This is a genomic window from Vibrio barjaei, assembly GCF_001639065.2.
Taxonomy (GTDB): Bacteria; Pseudomonadota; Gammaproteobacteria; order Enterobacterales; family Vibrionaceae; genus Vibrio; species Vibrio barjaei.
Map to the genome: position 1 here is coordinate 104,454 of NZ_LQXO02000026.1, position 18,710 is coordinate 123,163.

The window sequence follows — 18,710 nt, forward strand, 5'->3', positions numbered from 1 at the left end:
ATCAAGGGGAACAGATGCAGGCGATTATAACCAAAACAAACAAAAGAGCCACCGATTGGTGGCTCTAGATAAATGAATTTGTTAGCTCGGCATGCCTACTGGATATTACAGGTCAAGCACAGTACGTACTGGCCTTTGGGGTCGTTAAAGCTTTCCAGCAAACTGGCTTGTTGTTGCAACTGAGTTGCGACAGGCAGTAAGCTTTGTGGGACCCAAGCTGATATGTCGAGTCCAAGACTCACTTTCACCTGCTGCATAATATCTTGGACGAACTGTTGCGCTGGGCTTAACGGTTCTTCGACCCAGTAGATATCGTACTTCTCCATACCTCCGAGTTCAGCAGCGAGAGCGACAGCATCATCAAAATCGCCAATCTGGTCAACCAAGCCTCGCTCTAATGCGTCTTTACCAGTCCATACTCGACCTTGCGCGACAGAGTCGACATCCGTGACAGACATGTTGCGGTTATTCGCGACTAACGTAATGAAGCGCTTATATCCATTTTCGATGCCCATTTGGAATGCTTTTGACGCGCCTTCACTGATGCCTGTGGTTACACCAACGCCAGAGAATGGTGATGTACCAACGCCATCGGTATTAATCCCAATATTGTTTAACCCTTTCTCGAAGGTTGTTACCACACTAAATATCCCGATTGAACCAGTGATGGTCGTTGGCTGTGCCATGATCTTATTAGCGTTCATAGAAATCCAATAACCACCGGAAGCAGCAACACTCGACATGGACACCACAACAGGCTTACCGGCATCGCGCAGTGCTTGAACCTCGTTGCGAATTACTTCTGAAGCAAACGCACTTCCACCTGGGCTATCAACACGCAAGACTACTGACTTGACGGAGTCGTCTTCACGAGCCTGCTTGAGAAGGGCGGCTGTTGTATCACCGCCGACAGTACCACGTGGTTGCTCACCATCCATGATGGTGCCGCTCGCTACGATGACGGCAACTTGGTTGTCTGGCTGCTCAGGTAGGTCGTATGGCATGGATGCCAAGTACTCGTAATAACCCACAGCGTTAAAGCCACCATCACCGTCGCTACCAAATGCCTCGACCATAGCCTGATTAACTTGCTGTTTAGTAACAAGTGCGTCGACCAATCCTAGCTGTTTAGATAACGCGGCTAAATCCCCGTCAGCAGCTTCTAGCTCTTTAAGAAATTCATCCATGGTTGGCGTTAGAACGCTGGTTTCGATTTGACGGTTAGAGGCAACATCATCTACGTAGGCGCCCCATAGCTGTGAAACCCAGCGAGTGGCGGATTCTTTCGCCGCATCAGACATGTCATCACGAAGGAATGGTTCGACCGCTGATTTGTACGTACCGACTCTGAATACGTGTGTTGTCACATCGAGTTTTTCGAGTAATGTCTTGTAGTACATTGAGTACGCGCTGTAGCCTTTGATAAGCACCGCACCATCAGGAGCAAGGTAGACTTTGTCGGCATAACTGGCTAAATAGTATTGGCTTTGATTGTAAAACGCGCCGTAGGCATAGATAGGCTTGCCTGTCGCTTTAAACTCATTCAACGCTTTAGCAATATAGCGAAGTTTGGTTAAGCTAGTTTCTGGCATGTCTCTCAACGATAGCACTAATCCTTTTACAGAATCATCAGTCGATGCGTGACGGATTGAATCTACTATGTCAAACAGAACGTTTTCTTTTGGAAGGTCGCGCCCGAACAATGAGCCAGTGACTGAATCCATAGGATTCACATAACTGCTTTGCTCAACGATAGGCCCAGAAATGTTCAGGACTAACGCTGACTCTTTTTTGACGGTAGCTGGCGCAGGTTCGACTTGAGTGAACGCAAAATAGATCATTGCGAGCACAGCAAAGAAGAGCAGGTTAACAATGGCAAGTCTGGTAAAGTTAATGACTTTCCAGAACCCTTTGAAGATCAAACCGATAAATCGAAATACTTTTTTCATCATCTCTCCACATCACCAATTGGTGAGTGTTTTTGTCCCTAAACATCAATTACTAGTGTAGCCTTGGCGTGGCAGATTCGCTGTATGAATAATGTAATTCTACGTGTATGTAGCCACTACCACTCAATCAAGGTTTTAAGTGAATAAAAATTAAAGACTTAACATACTAGATTAAGTTCAAAGATTCAGGAAAAATTTTTAATAATGTTGAGAAAATGTAAACGCTAGTTTGATTTTTTAACCTTTACATAATATTCTGGTCAGACCACAACTATAACAACGGAAGTGAAGTCTGCTATGTACCCGAACTTACTTAAGCCTCTGGATTTAGGATTTACCCAACTACGTAATCGTGTGCTAATGGGATCGATGCACACAGGTCTTGAAGAACACAAGGAAGGACTGCATAAGCTTGCTGCATTTTATGAAGAGCGAGCCAAAGGTGGAGTGGGACTGATTGTCACTGGTGGATTTGCGCCAAACCTTCGCGGACGTCTTGCCCCTTTTGCTGCTGAATTTAGTAAGCCAAAACATGCTAAAGCGCATAAGGTTGTTACTGAAGCTGTTCATAAGCATGGCGGTAAAATCGCATTACAAATTCTTCACGCCGGACGTTATGGTTACCACCCGTTTTCACAAAGTGCATCGAAAATAAAATCACCTATTTCTCCTTTTGCGCCTAGTGAAATGAGCAGCCGTCAAATCTGGAAGACTATCGACGCTTATGCAAACAGCGCATCACTGGCGCAAGAAGCAGGGTATGACGGTGTTGAAATCATGGGTTCAGAAGGTTATTTCATCAACCAGTTCATCTGCAAGCGCACCAATGTTCGTTACGATGAATGGGGTGGCAGTTATGAAAACCGCATTCGTCTGCCGCTAGAAATTGTTAAAGCAGTAAGAGCGGCTGTGGGTAAAGAGTTTATTATCATTTTTCGACTCTCGATGCTGGATCTGGTTGAGCAAGGCAGTACTTTTGAAGAAGTGGTACAGCTTGGACAGGCGCTCGAGCAAGCTGGGGTGACGATAATTAATACCGGCATCGGTTGGCACGAAGCAAAAGTACCGACAATTGCTACGCAAGTTCCTCGCGGTGCTTTTACCTGGGTAACCGAAAAAATCCGTCCTTATCTCAATGTGCCTGTTATTACGACCAACCGAATAAATACACCGGAAGAAGCCGAGCGGATACTCTCATCAGGACACGCTGATATGGTATCGATGGCGAGACCTTTCTTGGCCGATCCAAACTTTATTGCGAAGGCCGAGCAAGGCAAGTCACAACTAATCAATACCTGTATTGGTTGTAACCAAGCGTGCTTGGATAATGCATTTAAAGGCAAGCGCGCCACTTGCCTGGTCAACCCTCAAGCGTGTTATGAAACGGACTTAATCGTCAAGAAGGCCGTAAATAGTAAGACCATTGCCGTTGTAGGTGCCGGGCCTGCCGGATTAGCGTGTGCGACCATGTTGGCGGAAAAAGGCCATTCTGTGGATCTTTTCGAGAAGAGTGATCGCATTGGTGGTCAGTTCCGTTTAGCGATGCAAATCCCAGGCAAAGAAGAATTCAGAGAAACTATCCGTTACTTTGCCAATCGCATTGAAGAGACCGGCGTCAAGCTACATCTTGACACCGAAGCGACCGCCGACCTGCTACGCGAATATGATGAAGTAGTGATGGCGTCCGGTGTTCAGCCAAGAATGCCCAAGCTTGAAGGTATCGATAACCAAGATAAAGTCATCGATTATCAAACGTTGATTCGCGATAAGACACCAGTAGGTGACAATGTGGCGATTATGGGAGCAGGCGGTATTGGGGTCGATGTTGCGAGCATGATTACTGAACCTCATGGTCAGACGTTAGATGACTGGTTACACGAATGGGGCATCGACAAAACCATCGAGCATCCAGGTGGCCTATTCCCATTCCCGGAAGAAGTGACAGATACCAATGTCTGGGTAATGCAGCGCAAAGAAGGCAGAGTAGGTAAAGGTCCGGGTAAAACGACAGGCTGGATCCACAAGAAAACCCTTGAAAAGAGAGGTGTACATCTTTTAGGTGGCGTGACTTATAACAAGATTGATGATCAAGGTCTGCACATCACTGTCAAAGGTGAAGAGCAGTTGATTCCCGCAGATAAAGTGGTTATCTGCGCTGGGCAAGAGTCTGTAAAACCATTCGAAGACCAATGGCAAAGCTTTGGTGACAAACTGCATGTTATTGGTGGCGCTGACTATGCTGGTGAACTGGACGCGGTTAGAGCGATTCGCCAAGGTGTCGAATTAGCTGCCAAGCTATAAAGTACATTGAGAACAATTCTCACTTTTGCTGTCATGACGTTAACGTTTTGTTATAATGAGCGTTATTACAACAAACAAAAAGGGAAGTGTTATGGATGCCCTAGAACTGTTACTCAATAGGCGCTCGATTGCTCGACTATCAGAACCTGCTCCTGAAGGAGAAGCGTTAGAAAATATTATTAGAGCGGGCCTGCGTGCTCCGGATCATGCTGGACTTACTCCTTGGCAGTTTGTTCTGGCGCAAGGTGATGGCAGACAGAAATTGGCTGATATCTTAAGTGATGCTGCTGCTCAAGCGGGAAGTGAGGAGGCGGTGATTGAAAAAGCTAAGAAAGCCCCTTTTCGTGCTCCTTTAGTCATCACCGTCATTGCGAAAGTGACGCAACATGACAAGGTACCAGCGATGGAGCAACATCTCTCTGCTGGCTGTGCAGTTCAAGCAATGCAAATGGCAGCTGTGGCTCAAGGCTTCCAAGCATTTTGGCGTTCGGGCAAATGGATGTTTGATGAACACGTTCGTCAAGCGTTTGGCGTTGAGGGTGATGATCAAATCGTTGGTTTTCTTTATGTTGGTACGCCAGGCTGTACACCAATGAAAGCACCAGAGCGTGATCTAAATAAATACGTTAAGTTCCTTTAGCAGGTTATTTAACTGGCTATTTATACAGTTTTTCTTGATTCTTAAAGGTAAGCTTAGTTAAGCTTACCTTTATTTTTTCAAATACCAGTGACCCTTCTCTATGACTCGTCTCTTTATCGCAGAAAAACCCAGCTTAGGGCGTGCTATTGCCGCCGCTTTGCCAAACCCTCAAAAGAAAGGCGACGGATACATCCAATGTGGAAATGGTGATGTGGTCACATGGTGTATTGGTCACCTGCTTGAGCAGGTAGAGCCAGATGCCTACGATGAGCGTTATAAAAAGTGGAATCTGAATGATCTGCCCATCGTGCCAAATCAGTGGCAACTTAGACCTCGAAAAAGTGCTTCAAAACAGCTAACTGCGGTAAAGAAACTACTAAAAACGGCGACCAGCATTGTTAACGCTGGAGACCCAGATAGGGAAGGGCAACTTCTGGTTGATGAGGTCATCGATTATTGTAAGGTTCCGAAAGCCAAGAAAGATACCGCTCAGCGTTTGTTGATTAGCGATTTAAACCTTCCGGCGGTAAAAAAAGCGCTCAATTCCATGCGTATGAATCAAGAGTTTATTCCACTTTCAATATCGGCATTAGCACGTTCGCGAGCGGATTGGCTTTATGGGATGAATATGTCTCGGGCCTATACGCTTCTCGGACAAAAGGCGGGTTATCAAGGTGTGCTATCTGTTGGGCGGGTACAAACACCCGTATTGGGGTTGGTGGTTCGCCGTGATGAAGAAATCGAGAACTTTGTTCCTAAAGACTATTACACTTTACACGCCTTGATTCCTTACCAAGATTCGCAAGCGGTCTTTGACATTCGTGCCAAATGGAAACCAAGTGAAGCCTGCCAACCATGGCAAGATGAAGAAGGAAGAGTGCTGAATAAAAAGCTGGTGGAAAATGTCGCGAGTCGTATTCAAGGACAGCCAGCAACAGTCACTAAGTCAGAGCATAAGTCGACAAAACAGAATGCGCCTTTACCGTACTCGTTATCTGCTTTACAGATTGATGCGGCCAAGCGTTTTAATATGAGCGCGCAACAAGTATTGGATGTTTGTCAGGCTCTGTATGAGAAGCACAAACTGATTACTTATCCGCGTTCTGATAACCGATATTTGCCTAAAGATCACTTTTACCAAGCGAATGATGTCCTAAGCGCAATAAAGAACAACAGCAAAGAGCACGCTAGGGCTGTCGATGATGCGGATAGCAGTCGTAAATCCAAGGCATGGAACGACAGCAAAGTGGATGCACACCACGCTATTATTCCGACACCAAAGAAAACCAGCAGTGTGCTATCTGGGTTTGAAGAGAAAATCTATGGGTTGATCGCGCGTCAGTATTTAATGCAGTTTTATCCAGCCGCGGTGTACGCCGAAGCCATGTTAGAGTTTGATATTCAAGGTGGCTGTTTTATTGCCAAAGGCAAGCGCTTGCAGCAACCTGGGTGGCGAGTCTTGTTAGGGAACTCTGCTAATGAGCAAGAGGAGGGCGTAGATGCCGTTCCGCCTTTGGAAGTCGGTACCGAACTCATCTGTCGCGAAGGTGTGATCGCAGAGAAGAAAACCGAGCCACCAAGACATTTCACCGAAGCGACATTACTACAGGCGATGACAGGGATCAGCCGCTTCGTTGAAGACAAATCGCTGAAGAAAATCCTGCGTGACACCGATGGTATCGGAACTGAAGCAACGCGTGCGGGTATTCTTGACACACTTTTTAAACGCAAGTTGCTTAATCGTCAGGGTAAGTCAGTTATTAGCACTTCTGCAGGAAGAGGTTTAATTCATGCGCTACCTGATGAATCGACCTATCCTGATATGACAGCCCACTGGGAGTTTCAGCTGCAAGGCATGGCTGAGAAAACGCAGTCCTATACGCCATTTATGGCAGAGCTCAATAACCGCCTTGAACAGCTCATGCAACAAGTGAAGTCAGGTCCTGTGCCGGATTCTCTCAAAAATTTGCCCAAAGTTGAGAGACCGGCATTTAAGAAACGACGTTTTAGTAAGGGAAAAAAAGCGCCTAGTAAGACCAAGAGCCGCAGCTAATATCGAATGACTAATTGCCTACCAAGGAAGTGGTTGACCATCGAAGTTAATAAATTGGCCTGACTGGTTGGCGTCAGTGTTTTCGATGACCTTGAACAAGCCAGATGCTGATTCTGTGGTTGAGATAAGAGCATTTGGACCGCCCATCTCGGTTTGAACCCAACCTGGATGTAATGCCAGAACGGTAATACCTTCTTGGCTTAAATCGTTACTCAAACTCTTAACTACTGAGTTCAGTGCGGCTTTTGAGGAGCGATAGATGTACCCACCGCCTGATGTGTTTTCTGTCATGCTACCGACTTTAGAAGATAAGCACGCAATTTTCCTAACTGCGGAGCGTTGAATTTTGGGGTACAGCGCTTCCACCAATTTAAGCGGAGCGATGGTGTTTATTTCTAACACCTTGCGCCACTCATCGATGTCTGTATTGCCGAAACCGTAGCCTTTGGGGCCATAATAGCCTGCATTATTGATTACAATATCTAGGTTGGGTAACTGTGCGAGAAGTTGCGGATAGGTTGGATAATCGGTGACGTCAAAGCAGTATGTAGACAGGTTTGACTCGCTTACCTCCAGAGACAGCAGCTCCTTAGCGCTGCATGCACTGCGATAAGTGGCGTGTACTTGGTAGCCAGATTGAAGGTATCTTTTGGTAAGAGCAAGACCAATACCTCGATTTGCCCCTGTAATGAATACGGTTTTCATATGTGCTCCCTAACGATAAGATGCTCCCATTATAAATGAAATCTAGAGCGCCTGATGCACAACAACGTTGTTCCTTTGATTTATCACCCTATCTATTCTGATCTACCATTGCCAGAAGGACATCGTTATCCTATCAACAAATACCGTTTGCTGTATGAAGAGGTTGAGCGAAAGTACTTACGCTTGGCCGAATCTCCTTTTGTCATAAAAACACCTAGCCCGTTGACGGTAGAGCAAGTGCAACAGGTTCACTGTAAAGACTATGTCGAGGGTTTGGTCAGAGGAAGCTTACCTGCAGCGAAGATAAGAAGAATAGGCTTTCCTTGGACAGAGCAGCTTATTCAACGAACACTGACCTCAGCTGGTGGGACGTGTTTAGCAGCACAACAAGCGATGGAATATGGGTTAGCGATTCACTTAAGTGGTGGTTATCATCACGCCCATTACGATTTTGGAAGTGGTTTCTGCTTGTTCAATGACCTTATTATCGCAGCGCAGAATGCAATAGAGCATGGGGCGGAGAAAGTATTGATTGTTGATAGTGATGTTCATCATGGTGATGGGAGCGCAACCCTTGCCGCAGACACTGATCAAATAGTGACCCTATCACTTCATTGCGATAAGAACTTTCCCGCGCGAAAACCGTTATCTGATATGGATGTGCCTTTAAGTCGAGGTGCGAGTGACAAAGAGTTCTTGGCAAGCTTCAAACAGGTGGTTGAACTAGCAATACGACTGCATCAACCCGATCTGATTATTTATGATGCTGGTGTAGATATTCACGAGGACGATGAACTAGGCTATTTACAAGTGACCTTGGATGGAGTCTGCCAGCGCGATTTATGGATGCTGGACTACGGTCGAAATAAAGGTATCCCCGTAGCTTGTGTTGTTGGTGGCGGTTATCGAACAGAGCATAGCGATTTAATTCCTATTCACATGTCACTTATCGATGCGGCATACCAGCAAAGGAGCGGCAAATGAAGCACAGAATAAGAGCGGCAGGTATCGCGTTACAAAATAATAAGATACTAATGCTTCGTGTGCGCGACCAATACTCAGGAGAATATTGGATACCACCAGGTGGTGGTCTTGAGGATTCGGATGTGTCTTCCAAGCAAGCGTTAGTGCGTGAGTTTCGCGAAGAGACTGGACTTGATGTGACCGTTGGGCCGTTATTGTGTGTACGGGAGTTTCATGAGACTTCATCAGACCGCTACCACGTTGAGTTGTTTTATTTAATCGAGTCGTGGAGAGGAGAGCTTTCTCTAGTTAACCTAGAGGGACTTAATGACTCTGAGTACATTCAACAAGTAGCTTGGGTTGATGTTGAAAATCTCAATCATTACAAAGTCTTTCCAGCTGACATTGTGTCTACGGTACTTCCACTGATTCAAGCTAAGCAGTTTGCGACCCATTTAGGAAGTTATGTCCAAGGAGAGAATGACGAAGTGAACCACCTAGATTAACGGCAATAACCTCTGTATGATGCACGACCAACACAGAACCAATGAGTACCTGCGATGAACCGTAAGAAAAAAATCAACCAGATTCATAAAGCGCGAATGAAAAAAGCGAACGCTAAAAAGAATGGCGCAGGGAAGAATAAACCGCGTTACATATCTAAAGCCGAACGTGCGAAGATGGAAGCGGAGCAAGAAGCACAAGATAATAATGAAGTGTTAGATGCGCCTGAACAGGCAACATCATAACGTTTAGCAAGTCTGGTTGAGCAGTTTAAAACAGCTCAACCCCAACCATATCAACTACTTCAGCTCCTACTCAAACATTGCGCACTGCAAAAAGCATCACCAGAAACTCTTAAGCCAAGATACCTTAAATGAGACACACAACTTCATGTGTGCGTTTTTAGAAAAAGGAATCATCATGGCCTTAAATCGACCTGCATATTCTATTAATACTAGCTTTACGCCATGAGTCGTGTTTGCTTAGTCGGTATAAACCATCGCGTCTATACGTTTGTAGATAAGCACACTGTTGATATTAGGGAAACGCCGTTAAGTGGGTATATAAAAACGCTAAATGCAAAAAAGCCGCTACAAAGTAACGGCTTTTTCTGAATGTGGCGGAGAGATAGGGATTTGAACCCTAGATACGCTATTAACGTATGCCGGTTTTCAAGACCGGTGCTTTCAACCACTCAGCCATCTCTCCGTTGTTGATGCGCATAATAATAGGCATCTTACTGTTTGTAAACCCTTATTTTAACTGTTTGCTGCAATTATAAGCGCTTGAATTAAAAAATAGGTTTGGGTGTCTATAAACTAAACATTTCTTTAGTAAAAAGCCCCTAGTTTTCACTAGGGGCTTGAATATGGTCGGACTGACTGGATTTGAACCAGCGACCCCCGACACCCCATGACGGTGCGCTACCAAGCTGCGCTACAGTCCGATGGGATTAATCTAAACCAGAGGATTTTCTAGGTCAAGAGTCGAGAGTTATTAAATCCTTGATTTACTGACTTTTTGCGTAGAAACGTTGTAGTTCTGTGAAGCCTTGCATTAGTATCGGCAGCTTTGGATTCTTATCGTCCAGTTTACGATAGTTGTGATCGTATAAGCTGTAGTTACCAAATTTATCGACAACAGTAGTATCTGTTGGCGTAATTAATGCGAGCTCTCTGGTATCTCCTGCAATAATCCATTTGCGTTTACGTTCATCAAACAAGTTACGACCACTGCTGTAGTTTTTCACATTCGTGGAGACGCCACTTAAGTCTTGCATGATGGTTGCTGAGAGATCAAGGTGACTGGTCATATGGGTATAGTCTGCAGCCAGTTTCCCGGGCCAATGGACCACCATCGGAACGCGCAGTTGATATTGACTGTAGTTGGTATTAGAGCCCCAACTGCGTGTCTTTGTTTCATTGAATTCAGTGCCGTGATTAGACGTAAGAATAATTACGGTATTGTTCATCAATCCTTGGTCAGCGATTGTTTGCAATATTTTAGCAAACTCACCATCTGCTGCGGTCGCTGCTGCAGAATAAGCGGCAATAAACTGCTGTTCCGGTGATAGGTTCGTGCCTTGTGGTTGATAGGCGTCAAAGTTATCAACGGTCGTGATTTCGATGTAACTGAACCAAGGCTTTCCTGCCCCCGATTCAATATCAGCTTGCCAGCGTTTGATAGCAGTGAGGTCAGAGACGACAGGTGGGTTCGTTTCACCTTCTTGCTGAACGGTTAGATCTACCATAGGGAATTTGCGGAATATGGTATCTCTATAAATATCATCTTCAAAATTATCACCGCTATAGAGTTTGAAACTATAGCCTTGGTCGCGAAGGATTGACATAAACAGAGGCGCAGTCCCTTGAGCTTTGATGCTACTTGCATAGCTGCTTGGCAGACCATACATCAAACCAAATACACCAAGATCATCATTGCTGGAGCTATAGTGATTCGTGAAATTTTGGTTGTTTAGCGCGAAGCCATAACTAACCGGCATGGTCTCCGCAGTTAACATATCGCTGCGTAAGTTATTGATGCTTACTATCAGTACATTTAAGTTTTCTGAACGGCGATTGAACTCAATTTCTGTTAATGGGTAGCTGACAAGGTCTACCGCACCTTCATTCTCTTTCAATTTTTGAAGGTATTCTTCTCTATCCAAAAGACCATGCTTTTCCATGAATGACTTAGCTGTCATTGGGTAAGAAAGCGGGAAGTTTGCTTTTTGAATGGTAATTGGATTATAGAAATAAGCATCTGCCCAGATAAAGATCAGATGGCTAGAAATAAAGCATAGGAAGAACACCGCTGTAAGTGGGCGTCCGACATGCTTATGGGAAAGTTTACGTTGTTTCTTCCAAACCCACTCTGAAAGTGCCAGCTGCGCTAAGAATATTGGCGGTAGCACAATAAATAGATGTTGTAGGTCCGAGCTTACCGGGCTACTTTCGTCATTGAACAATAGTTCCCATACTACCGGAGAAAGGTGTAAGTTGATTGATTGGTAAGCTTGGGTGTCAATAAGTAGGACTGTGAGCCCGAACGTTGCGAAACAAACGGCAAGCAGTCTAAAAAGCTTGCGCGAAGGAACAATAAACGTTAGCGGGAATAGCACCAACAGGTACAAGGCAAATACTAAAAAGCCAAAATGACCAATCCATGAAGTGAGCAGATAGATCTGCCCCAACAGTGTATCTGGCCATGGTGACGCGGCAATATAACGCGTGCCAACCAACATAGCTGCGATAATATTGAAGAACGCAAACCAGTGTCCCCAACCGACTAATCGTGAGACTCGTTCACCATATGAATTTTCGCTATCTACCATCTGCCGTTTTTTCTGTCCGTAGTTGATTAGTGTTGGTCTTTAGTTTCTAGAGAAGAAATCAGAGCCTTAGAGAATTTTTCCGCAATTGCTTGGCGTTGTGAAGGAGCAACGTTCTGATTTAAGACATTGGTTGCGATATTGCCTGCAATCATAAGTGAAAGTTCTGCATTCGCGCCATGCTTATCGAGCACTGCTGCAACCTCAGAGAGGATATCTTCAACTTGTTGATCGGTGTATTTAGATGTAATTGGCATAAAGACTCTGCTAATGATAATGAAAGCGGCTTATGATACCCTACTCTGCATCACAAACGAAACAGCAACGATAATAATTTCACTATGAGTTTGAACCTATCTAACGTTATTTTACACCAGTTAGCAATAAATGAGCAGGAAGAACTGGTTGTTCATTACCGTGAGGCCCTTTTACCAAACGATAATTCAACCGAAAGCCTTGTTGCTGAGCTTCATCGCGTATTTAATTCGAAAGCAGGAAAAGGATTTGGTTCCTTCACTCAAGAAAGCGATTTCCAAGTTTGGTTGAGTGAGCTTCTAAAAGGTGACAAAGACTTTTACGCCTTCTCGCAAGACAGTGCCGAGCGACTAAAAACTGAGTTAGCTAAATACCCATTTGCTGAAGCGGGCACTTTGGTAATGGCACAGTATCAGTCTTTAGCAACCGACTATTTGTTCATCGGTTTGTTGCCTTCTTACAATAGCTTGCAAATCACAGAAGGATTGAACATCGGTTCAATTGATTATCTCGATATCGCTAAAATGGACATTGCTGCACGTATTGACCTAACCAGTTATGACTTAGATAAAAGCTCTAACCGTTATCTTACCTACATCAAAGGTAGGGTAGGTCGCAAAGTGGCAGACTTCTTCCTCGACTTTTTGCAGGCGCAGGTTGGTCTAGATACTAAACAGCAAAATACCATTTTGATGCAAGCGGTAGAGGATTATTGTGCGGACGCTCAACTTGATAAAGATGAAACCGTTAGTTACAAGAAACAGGTCTTCGATTACTGCAGTGATCAATTGAAGACCGGTGATGAAGTTCAAATTAAAGAACTGTCCGGAGAGCTACCTAGTAATGAAGGCGCGAGCTTTTTGGATTACACTCAAGAACAAGGCTATGATCTTGAAGAGAGTTTTCCAGCAGATCGCTCCACAGTTCGCAAACTAACAAAATTTGTTGGTGCGGGTGGTGGACTGAACCTGAGCTTTGATAGTCTATTACTGGGTGAGCGCGTATTTTACGATCCAGAAACTGATACATTGACGATAAAGGGTACTCCTCCTAATCTCAGAGACCAGTTGACACGGAACCGATAAAGTAACGAAAGCGCTGCCTTGTGTAGCGCTTTTTAGATCGCAAGAACCAAGGAAGGGGAACGGTTGTTGAATTCTTATAAACGTATTTTTACTGTCGTTGTTATTGTTGGCATGATGTGGGCGCTGGCCATTTCGGTTGTCGTTTACCTGACTTCTAAAGAAGATCAAATTAACCATTTAATGGATGAGATATCCATTAGCATCAATAAGCTGCAGCAGACTCTCTTCCTCCCTCAACCTTATCGATCCAAGTTTTCGGAACAGATAGAGCTTGATATTCAGTTAATACACGCGCAAACGATTCAATTAAAATCCCTGACAAGCTCAGATCTACTTTCCGACGTATCACACACCGTATATTTGCTAGAACGATTTGTTGAGCAAGCGGAACTGCTTGCAACTGATGAAACTCGACTTGATGAGTTTATCGCGCGAGTCAGCGAGCAAACTCCAACATTTGGTGCGAGTGCGAAAGCGCTAAGCAATCAATTGTCTTATGTGGTTTTAGACACATTGTTTAACGAATCAATCGAGCCAAGACAGGTCTATTTGCGTTTAGAAGAGATTCAACGTGCCGCGTATCAATTACCTGAAGAGGATAGATTGGATCTATTAGCTCTGAACTCTCAAGCATCGGTTTTACTCTCACAGTCTGCGAATACGGAGTTCCTGATCGAACGAGTCGTAAATCATCCTGTGATGCGTGAGCTTTCTCAAAGAACGGATCAATCTAAGATTATCGTCACTCATCAGATATTAATGATAGTAATGCTAAGTCTTGTCGCGATGGCTCTAATTATCTTAACTGCTATTCGGACCATGCGTGAAGCTCTGGATAGTCACTTGCAGCCTCTTACCCAGTCGTTGACAACGGAAAGCTCGGTTGAACAGGTGCAGCAAATTTCAGAGCCTGAATTATCATTCGCTGTGGAAATTGAATCACAAGCCGTGCCTAATCAACCCAAAACAGCGCTGAATGTGGAGACTGAGGTAGAAACTGAACAGCCAATTCCAGTTCACAGTCGGGGGAGCTCTGAGGCGATAAATTTCTCAAAGATGTTAAACACTCTTGACGGTGACCAAGAGTCTATGTTGTTGCTACTGGGGGTATTCGTTTCAGAACACTCGCAAGATGCGGAAAGATTACAGCAACACTTAACCGACGACATTGAACAAGCTACGCGCATTGCCCATACGTTGAAAGGTGTTTCTGGGAGTATTTTTGCTGATGAACTTCGGAATGTTGCGACAATAGCGGAAAAAAGCTTGAAAGAGAGTCAAACGCTATCTGAAACGGTGCTCTCTGATCTGGATGCTAATTTACAGCAAGCGATAGTGTCAGCGCGGGCCTACATAGCGCAATCGACAACCTAGTGCTTTGACTTAAGGAAAACATCCTAAGGCTTTCGCGCAGCTAGGTTTAATGCTGAACATGCCTCTTGAAAGAGTTTGTCAAAATCACTCAAAAATACTTACACTTAGCGAGAACTTTGCGTTTTAGAAGTATAATGAATACGTTGTACATTTATTCACGATCAGAGGTTTTTTTGATGAACGCATTGCGCGCCACTCGCAATTTTCTTTTACTACTGCTCACGGTAGCTCTCTCAGGCTGCTCACTTCTTGAGGTACAACTCGATAGTCAAACGACCCCGCTGACTAAGCAAGAATTGAATATGCGCTTGATGACGCGAGAATACAGTCGTGAGTTTTTCAGCCAAGTTGAATCAACCGCGGATTCGCTTGCGGCTCAGTATCCTGAAAATGACGTAATGAACCAATCGTACGTGTTACTTTGGAAAATCCATGCAGAAGAGGGCTTACAGCAAGCTGCTTATCAAGTTTCGCCGACTGCGGGTTTGATCGATTCGTGGGTGTTTACGCTCCAGATGAATAACTTTTTCAACCAAGGTAATGGTCAAGCTCTGTTTACAAGTGATGAAGCTAAACAGGTCTCTCAGCAACTTAGCAACGAAATTGATCAGTTAGCAAAATCCTTGTTCAAAGGTGAAAGCTACGCTACTAGCAAAGAGTTTGTCGAGAAATTCGCCGCTTTGCACCCTTTTGAAAATCTAACTTTTTCCAGAACACCGGCTTATCGTGAGTGGTTAAAAGCACAGGGAATTGACGAGAGTGAAGTTACGACAACACTTGGAACTATGCCCGAAGCACTATCGGATGTCTCGGACCGTTTATCTCTAATGTCGGAACAAACACCAAAGCTAATGACGTGGAAAGCACAGCTGATTGCTTTAAATAGCAATGTAAATGGTGATGACATTCGAGGAGCTATCCAGAGCTTTCAAATGAGTGCAGACGCGTTTCAGGACTTCGTTAACAACAACCCTGAATATATGAGAGATCTTGCGCAGAAGATGGCAATTGAATTGCAGCCACTACTCAATGATTTGGATGCCAAGACTCAAGATAAGTTAACGCAGCTAAGTGCGGAAAGACAAGCCCTTGACGACATGGTGGCGAGAGAGCGTGAAGAGCTGATTAAAATGGTTGAGCGTGAACGTAAGGAAATCGCGCTTATCGTAAATCAAGAGCGAGAATTGTTTGCTCAGGACCTCGACAAGATTTCTCAAGATGTCGTAACGTTAGCTGTAGAAAAACTTATCCAACTGATTAAAAGCACTATTGTTTACTTTATCTTGTTTATTTTGGTGATCTTTTTTGCACCTCTTGGACTTGGCTACATCCTTGGTAAGAAGGTTCAAGCAAGAAAAGAGAGTAAAACAAGCGCATAAATTTATAGAAGCCCCGTATTGGGGCTTTTTTTACAACTTAATCTTCTCAAATTAGCAAAACTGGTAGGGTTAGTTAAAAAAAGACACACTTATTGTTACTTTACTCTTGTGTTATGGCTCGGAAAATTTTATAGATGGAGGAGCCTTTTTTAAATTCACACGGAGAGTAATTCAATGAGAGTAGGTTTAGTTGGTTGGCGCGGCATGGTTGGTTCGGTATTGATGCAGCGTATGGTCGAAGAAAAAGACTTCGACGTTATCGAACCAGTATTCTACAGTACCTCTCAAGTAGGTATCCCAGCCCCTAACTTCGGCAAAGATGCCGGTATGCTTCAAGATGCTTTTGATATCGAAAGCTTGAAACAACTTGATGCAGTCATTACCTGTCAAGGTGGTAGCTACACCGAAAAAGTTTATCCTGCATTACGTCAAGCTGGTTGGAAAGGCTATTGGATTGATGCAGCTTCTACTCTCCGTATGGACAAAGACTCCATCATCACTTTAGAACCAGTGAACTTAGGTCAGATTCAAGATGGTCTAGTTAAAGGCACAAACACCTTTGTTGGTGGTAACTGTACCGTGAGCTTGATGTTGCTCGGTTTAGGTGGCCTGTATGAAAAAGGCATGGTCGAATGGATGAGTGCCATGACGTATCAAGCTGCTTCTGGTGCTGGTGCCAAAAACATGCGTGAGCTAATTTCACAAATGGGTGTGGTCAATGATGCGGTCTCTTCAGAGCTTGCAAACCCTGCTAGTTCGATTCTAGATATCGACCGTAAAGTGGCTGAGACTATTCGTTCGTCTTCTTTCCCTACGGATCAATTTGGTGTGCCTTTGGCAGGCTCTCTCATTCCATGGATCGACGTAAAACGCGATAACGGTCAAAGTAAAGAAGAGTGGAAAGCTGGCGTTGAAGCCAACAAGATTCTTGGTACGGATGGCAACCCAATTGCTATCGATGGTACTTGTGTTCGTATCGGCGCGATGCGTTGTCATGCTCAAGCACTCACAATCAAGCTTAAGCAAGATGTACCAATGGATGAAATCGAAGAGATCATCGCCACTCACAATGACTGGGTTAAAGTTATCCCGAATGAGCGTGACATTACCGCTCAAGAACTGACTCCGGCGAAAGTCACCGGCACGATGTCTATCCCTGTTGGTCGTCTAAGAAAGATGGCGATGGGTGATGATTTTCTCAATGCATTTACTGTGGGTGACCAATTGCTGTGGGGCGCGGCGGAGCCATTGCGTCGTACGCTGCGCATAATCTTGGCGGAAAAGACGTGTTAATTGTTATCTATTAGATAAGACTAAAGCCCTTGAAAGAGGGCTTTTTTGTATCTGCTTTTTGCGGTTACTCAGCGACATATCATTCTTTTAATCTGATTTTATAACGACACGTTCATCGGGCTCGGCGAGCTCACTACCACAGTACTTGCAATACAAAGCATCACTTTCATGACCTGCTTTCGAACAGTTTGGGCACTTAACTAGGCTACGGTGAGCATTCATCTCCTGATTCAGTTCGGCCGTGATGATTCCGGTCGGTACGGCAAGTATGGAGTAGCCGAGTAACATAGTCAGCGACGCTAGCGCTTTCCCAAGTGGGGTACTGGGAATCAAATCGCCGTATCCAACCGTAGTAATAGTGACAATAGCCCAATAGATACTTTGTGGAATACTTGTGAAGCCATTCTCGGGACCTTCAATAACAAATATCAGGGCACCAAAAATCGTCACTAAAATGGCGACCGTACTAAAAAACACAATTATCTTTCGGCGTGACAGTAGTAAAGAACGTAGCAGTATATTGGAATCCTGAAGGTAGCGAACCAACTTTAGGATCCGGAAGATCCGCATGATACGTAGCAACCTTATGACACCCATAAAAGAAGCTGAAGGGAAGAGCAGTGCCAGATAGGTTGGCAAGATCGCCAATAAATCCACCACACCATAAAAGCTTGTTGCGTAGGCTTTAGGTTTGGGCGAGCAATAGAGTCTTAAAAGGTATTCAACAGTGAATAGTCCAGTGAAGATGTATTCAATTATTACGAACTCATTGTCCCAATCCGATGCGAAGCCTTCTATTGAATGAAGAATCAGTACGGTGAGCGAGAGAAGAATTGCAATGATCAGTGTGATATCAAAAGCACGCCCGGCTCGAGTAGAGTGCCCAAAAATGATGACGTAAAGTTGATGTTGTAAGCGATTATTATCCATTGCGTTTTTTAATCCCTAAGAATAGCCAGCGAGCGAAACAAAAATCAGAGTCTCAAGACTGCATTATGTAAATGGTTCTACTATTACTAGAGTAGCTGACCTAAAACATAACCCCTAAAAACATGATAAGAATATCAAACTTACAACGCTAGACATACCCTCTGTTAACTTAATAGCTCTCTTTTCGTATTAGTGTCGAGATCAAAAATAAATCGTAACAGCCGTAATAGGCAATGTGATTGTTCTAAAATATCTAACTTATGTCATTATTTTTTCTTGCTAGCGTTAGGAGAGTAGTAAAAGTTTATAACCAGTTTGGTAATGTGATATGTAATTTTTATGGATGGATTATATATCTATTAATTAATTCCTCAAAATTCCGATTTATCTATGGCTTGTATGTTCTGATTGGCGCCTTTAGTTGCGCGGCTAACTTTAATAGAGTTGAG

General features: G+C 44.2%; 15 protein-coding genes and 2 tRNA genes. 10 read left to right on the top strand and 7 right to left on the bottom strand.

Going from position 1 to position 18,710, the window contains the following annotated elements; genetic code table 11:
• Nucleotides 1–95: 95 nt before the first annotated feature.
• The gene (sppA, locus tag AWH66_RS13090) at nucleotides 96–1,949 is read right to left on the bottom strand and encodes a signal peptide peptidase SppA (RefSeq protein WP_063606465.1); all 1,854 of its coding nucleotides are present in this window, start codon (nucleotides 1,947–1,949) and stop codon (nucleotides 96–98) included.
• A 297-nt stretch (nucleotides 1,950–2,246) separates the two neighbouring features.
• On the opposite strand from sppA, the gene AWH66_RS13095 reads away from it, so the two are divergent.
• The 3 genes from AWH66_RS13095 (at nucleotide 2,247) to AWH66_RS13105 (ending at nucleotide 6,943) form a co-directional block, all read left to right on the top strand.
• Nucleotides 2,247–4,250, top strand: coding sequence for an NADPH-dependent 2,4-dienoyl-CoA reductase (locus tag AWH66_RS13095; RefSeq protein ID WP_006070052.1), 2,004 nt, complete (start codon nucleotides 2,247–2,249; stop codon nucleotides 4,248–4,250).
• Between the two features lie 91 nt (nucleotides 4,251–4,341).
• Entirely contained in the window at nucleotides 4,342–4,890 is a 549-nt protein-coding gene (locus AWH66_RS13100) for an NAD(P)H nitroreductase (RefSeq protein ID WP_038229472.1), read from the top strand.
• 100 nt (nucleotides 4,891–4,990) lie between these two features.
• On the top strand, nucleotides 4,991–6,943 hold the full coding sequence (locus AWH66_RS13105; RefSeq protein WP_063606466.1) for a DNA topoisomerase III: 1,953 nt from the start codon (nucleotides 4,991–4,993) through the stop codon (nucleotides 6,941–6,943).
• Nucleotides 6,944–6,961: 18 nt separating this feature from the next.
• Here AWH66_RS13105 and AWH66_RS13110 read toward each other — a convergent pair whose 3' ends face one another.
• On the bottom strand, nucleotides 6,962–7,648 hold the full coding sequence (locus AWH66_RS13110; protein WP_063606467.1) for an SDR family oxidoreductase: 687 nt from the start codon (nucleotides 7,646–7,648) through the stop codon (nucleotides 6,962–6,964).
• A gap of 54 nt (nucleotides 7,649–7,702) precedes the next feature.
• Here AWH66_RS13110 and AWH66_RS13115 point away from each other — a divergent pair, with 54 nt between their 5' ends.
• The 3 genes from AWH66_RS13115 to AWH66_RS13125 are packed head-to-tail and all read left to right on the top strand — an operon-like array spanning nucleotide 7,703 to nucleotide 9,360.
• Nucleotides 7,703–8,632 carry a histone deacetylase family protein gene (locus tag AWH66_RS13115; RefSeq protein ID WP_063606468.1) on the top strand — a complete coding sequence of 310 codons (930 nt, stop codon included), beginning with the start codon at nucleotides 7,703–7,705 and terminating at the stop codon, nucleotides 8,630–8,632.
• Nucleotides 8,629–9,117 (top strand): NUDIX domain-containing protein, encoded by a 489-nt coding sequence (locus AWH66_RS13120; protein ID WP_063606469.1) that lies wholly within the window; start codon nucleotides 8,629–8,631, stop codon nucleotides 9,115–9,117. Before AWH66_RS13115 ends, AWH66_RS13120 begins: the two co-directional genes overlap by 4 nt.
• Nucleotides 9,118–9,171: 54 nt before the next feature.
• Complete coding sequence (locus AWH66_RS13125; protein ID WP_063606470.1) at nucleotides 9,172–9,360, top strand: DUF2986 domain-containing protein; 189 nt, start codon at nucleotides 9,172–9,174, stop codon at nucleotides 9,358–9,360.
• A 372-nt stretch (nucleotides 9,361–9,732) separates the two neighbouring features.
• Here the strand turns inward: AWH66_RS13125 and AWH66_RS13130 are convergent.
• The 4 genes from AWH66_RS13130 to AWH66_RS13145 all read right to left on the bottom strand — a co-directional run bounded on the left by AWH66_RS13130 (nucleotide 9,733) and on the right by AWH66_RS13145 (nucleotide 12,202).
• Nucleotides 9,733–9,823, bottom strand: a tRNA-Ser gene (locus tag AWH66_RS13130).
• Nucleotides 9,824–9,984: 161 nt separating this feature from the next.
• Nucleotides 9,985–10,061 (bottom strand) — tRNA-Pro (locus AWH66_RS13135).
• 63 nt (nucleotides 10,062–10,124) lie between these two features.
• Entirely contained in the window at nucleotides 10,125–11,948 is a 1,824-nt protein-coding gene (locus AWH66_RS13140; protein ID WP_063606471.1) for a DUF3413 domain-containing protein, read from the bottom strand.
• A 26-nt stretch (nucleotides 11,949–11,974) separates the two neighbouring features.
• Nucleotides 11,975–12,202 carry a YejL family protein gene (locus AWH66_RS13145; protein ID WP_063606472.1) on the bottom strand — a complete coding sequence of 76 codons (228 nt, stop codon included), beginning with the start codon at nucleotides 12,200–12,202 and terminating at the stop codon, nucleotides 11,975–11,977.
• A gap of 84 nt (nucleotides 12,203–12,286) precedes the next feature.
• Here AWH66_RS13145 and yejK point away from each other — a divergent pair, with 84 nt between their 5' ends.
• The 4 genes from yejK to asd all read left to right on the top strand — a co-directional run bounded on the left by yejK (nucleotide 12,287) and on the right by asd (nucleotide 17,331).
• On the top strand, nucleotides 12,287–13,285 hold the full coding sequence (gene yejK / locus AWH66_RS13150) for a nucleoid-associated protein YejK (protein WP_063606473.1): 999 nt from the start codon (nucleotides 12,287–12,289) through the stop codon (nucleotides 13,283–13,285).
• Nucleotides 13,286–13,351: 66 nt separating this feature from the next.
• Nucleotides 13,352–14,659: an Hpt domain-containing protein gene (locus AWH66_RS13155; RefSeq protein WP_143081508.1), complete on the top strand. Its 1,308-nt coding sequence runs from the start codon at nucleotides 13,352–13,354 to the stop codon at nucleotides 14,657–14,659.
• Between the two features lie 176 nt (nucleotides 14,660–14,835).
• Nucleotides 14,836–16,038, top strand: a complete 1,203-nt coding sequence (locus AWH66_RS13160; protein WP_083400034.1) for a chemotaxis protein — start codon at nucleotides 14,836–14,838, stop codon at nucleotides 16,036–16,038.
• A 174-nt stretch (nucleotides 16,039–16,212) separates the two neighbouring features.
• Entirely contained in the window at nucleotides 16,213–17,331 is a 1,119-nt protein-coding gene (asd, locus tag AWH66_RS13165) for an aspartate-semialdehyde dehydrogenase (RefSeq protein WP_063606475.1), read from the top strand.
• Nucleotides 17,332–17,418: 87 nt separating this feature from the next.
• Here the strand turns inward: asd and AWH66_RS13170 are convergent, their stop codons facing one another.
• Nucleotides 17,419–18,261 (bottom strand): ion transporter, encoded by an 843-nt coding sequence (locus AWH66_RS13170; RefSeq protein ID WP_062457798.1) that lies wholly within the window; start codon nucleotides 18,259–18,261, stop codon nucleotides 17,419–17,421.
• Nucleotides 18,262–18,710 lie beyond the last annotated feature (449 nt).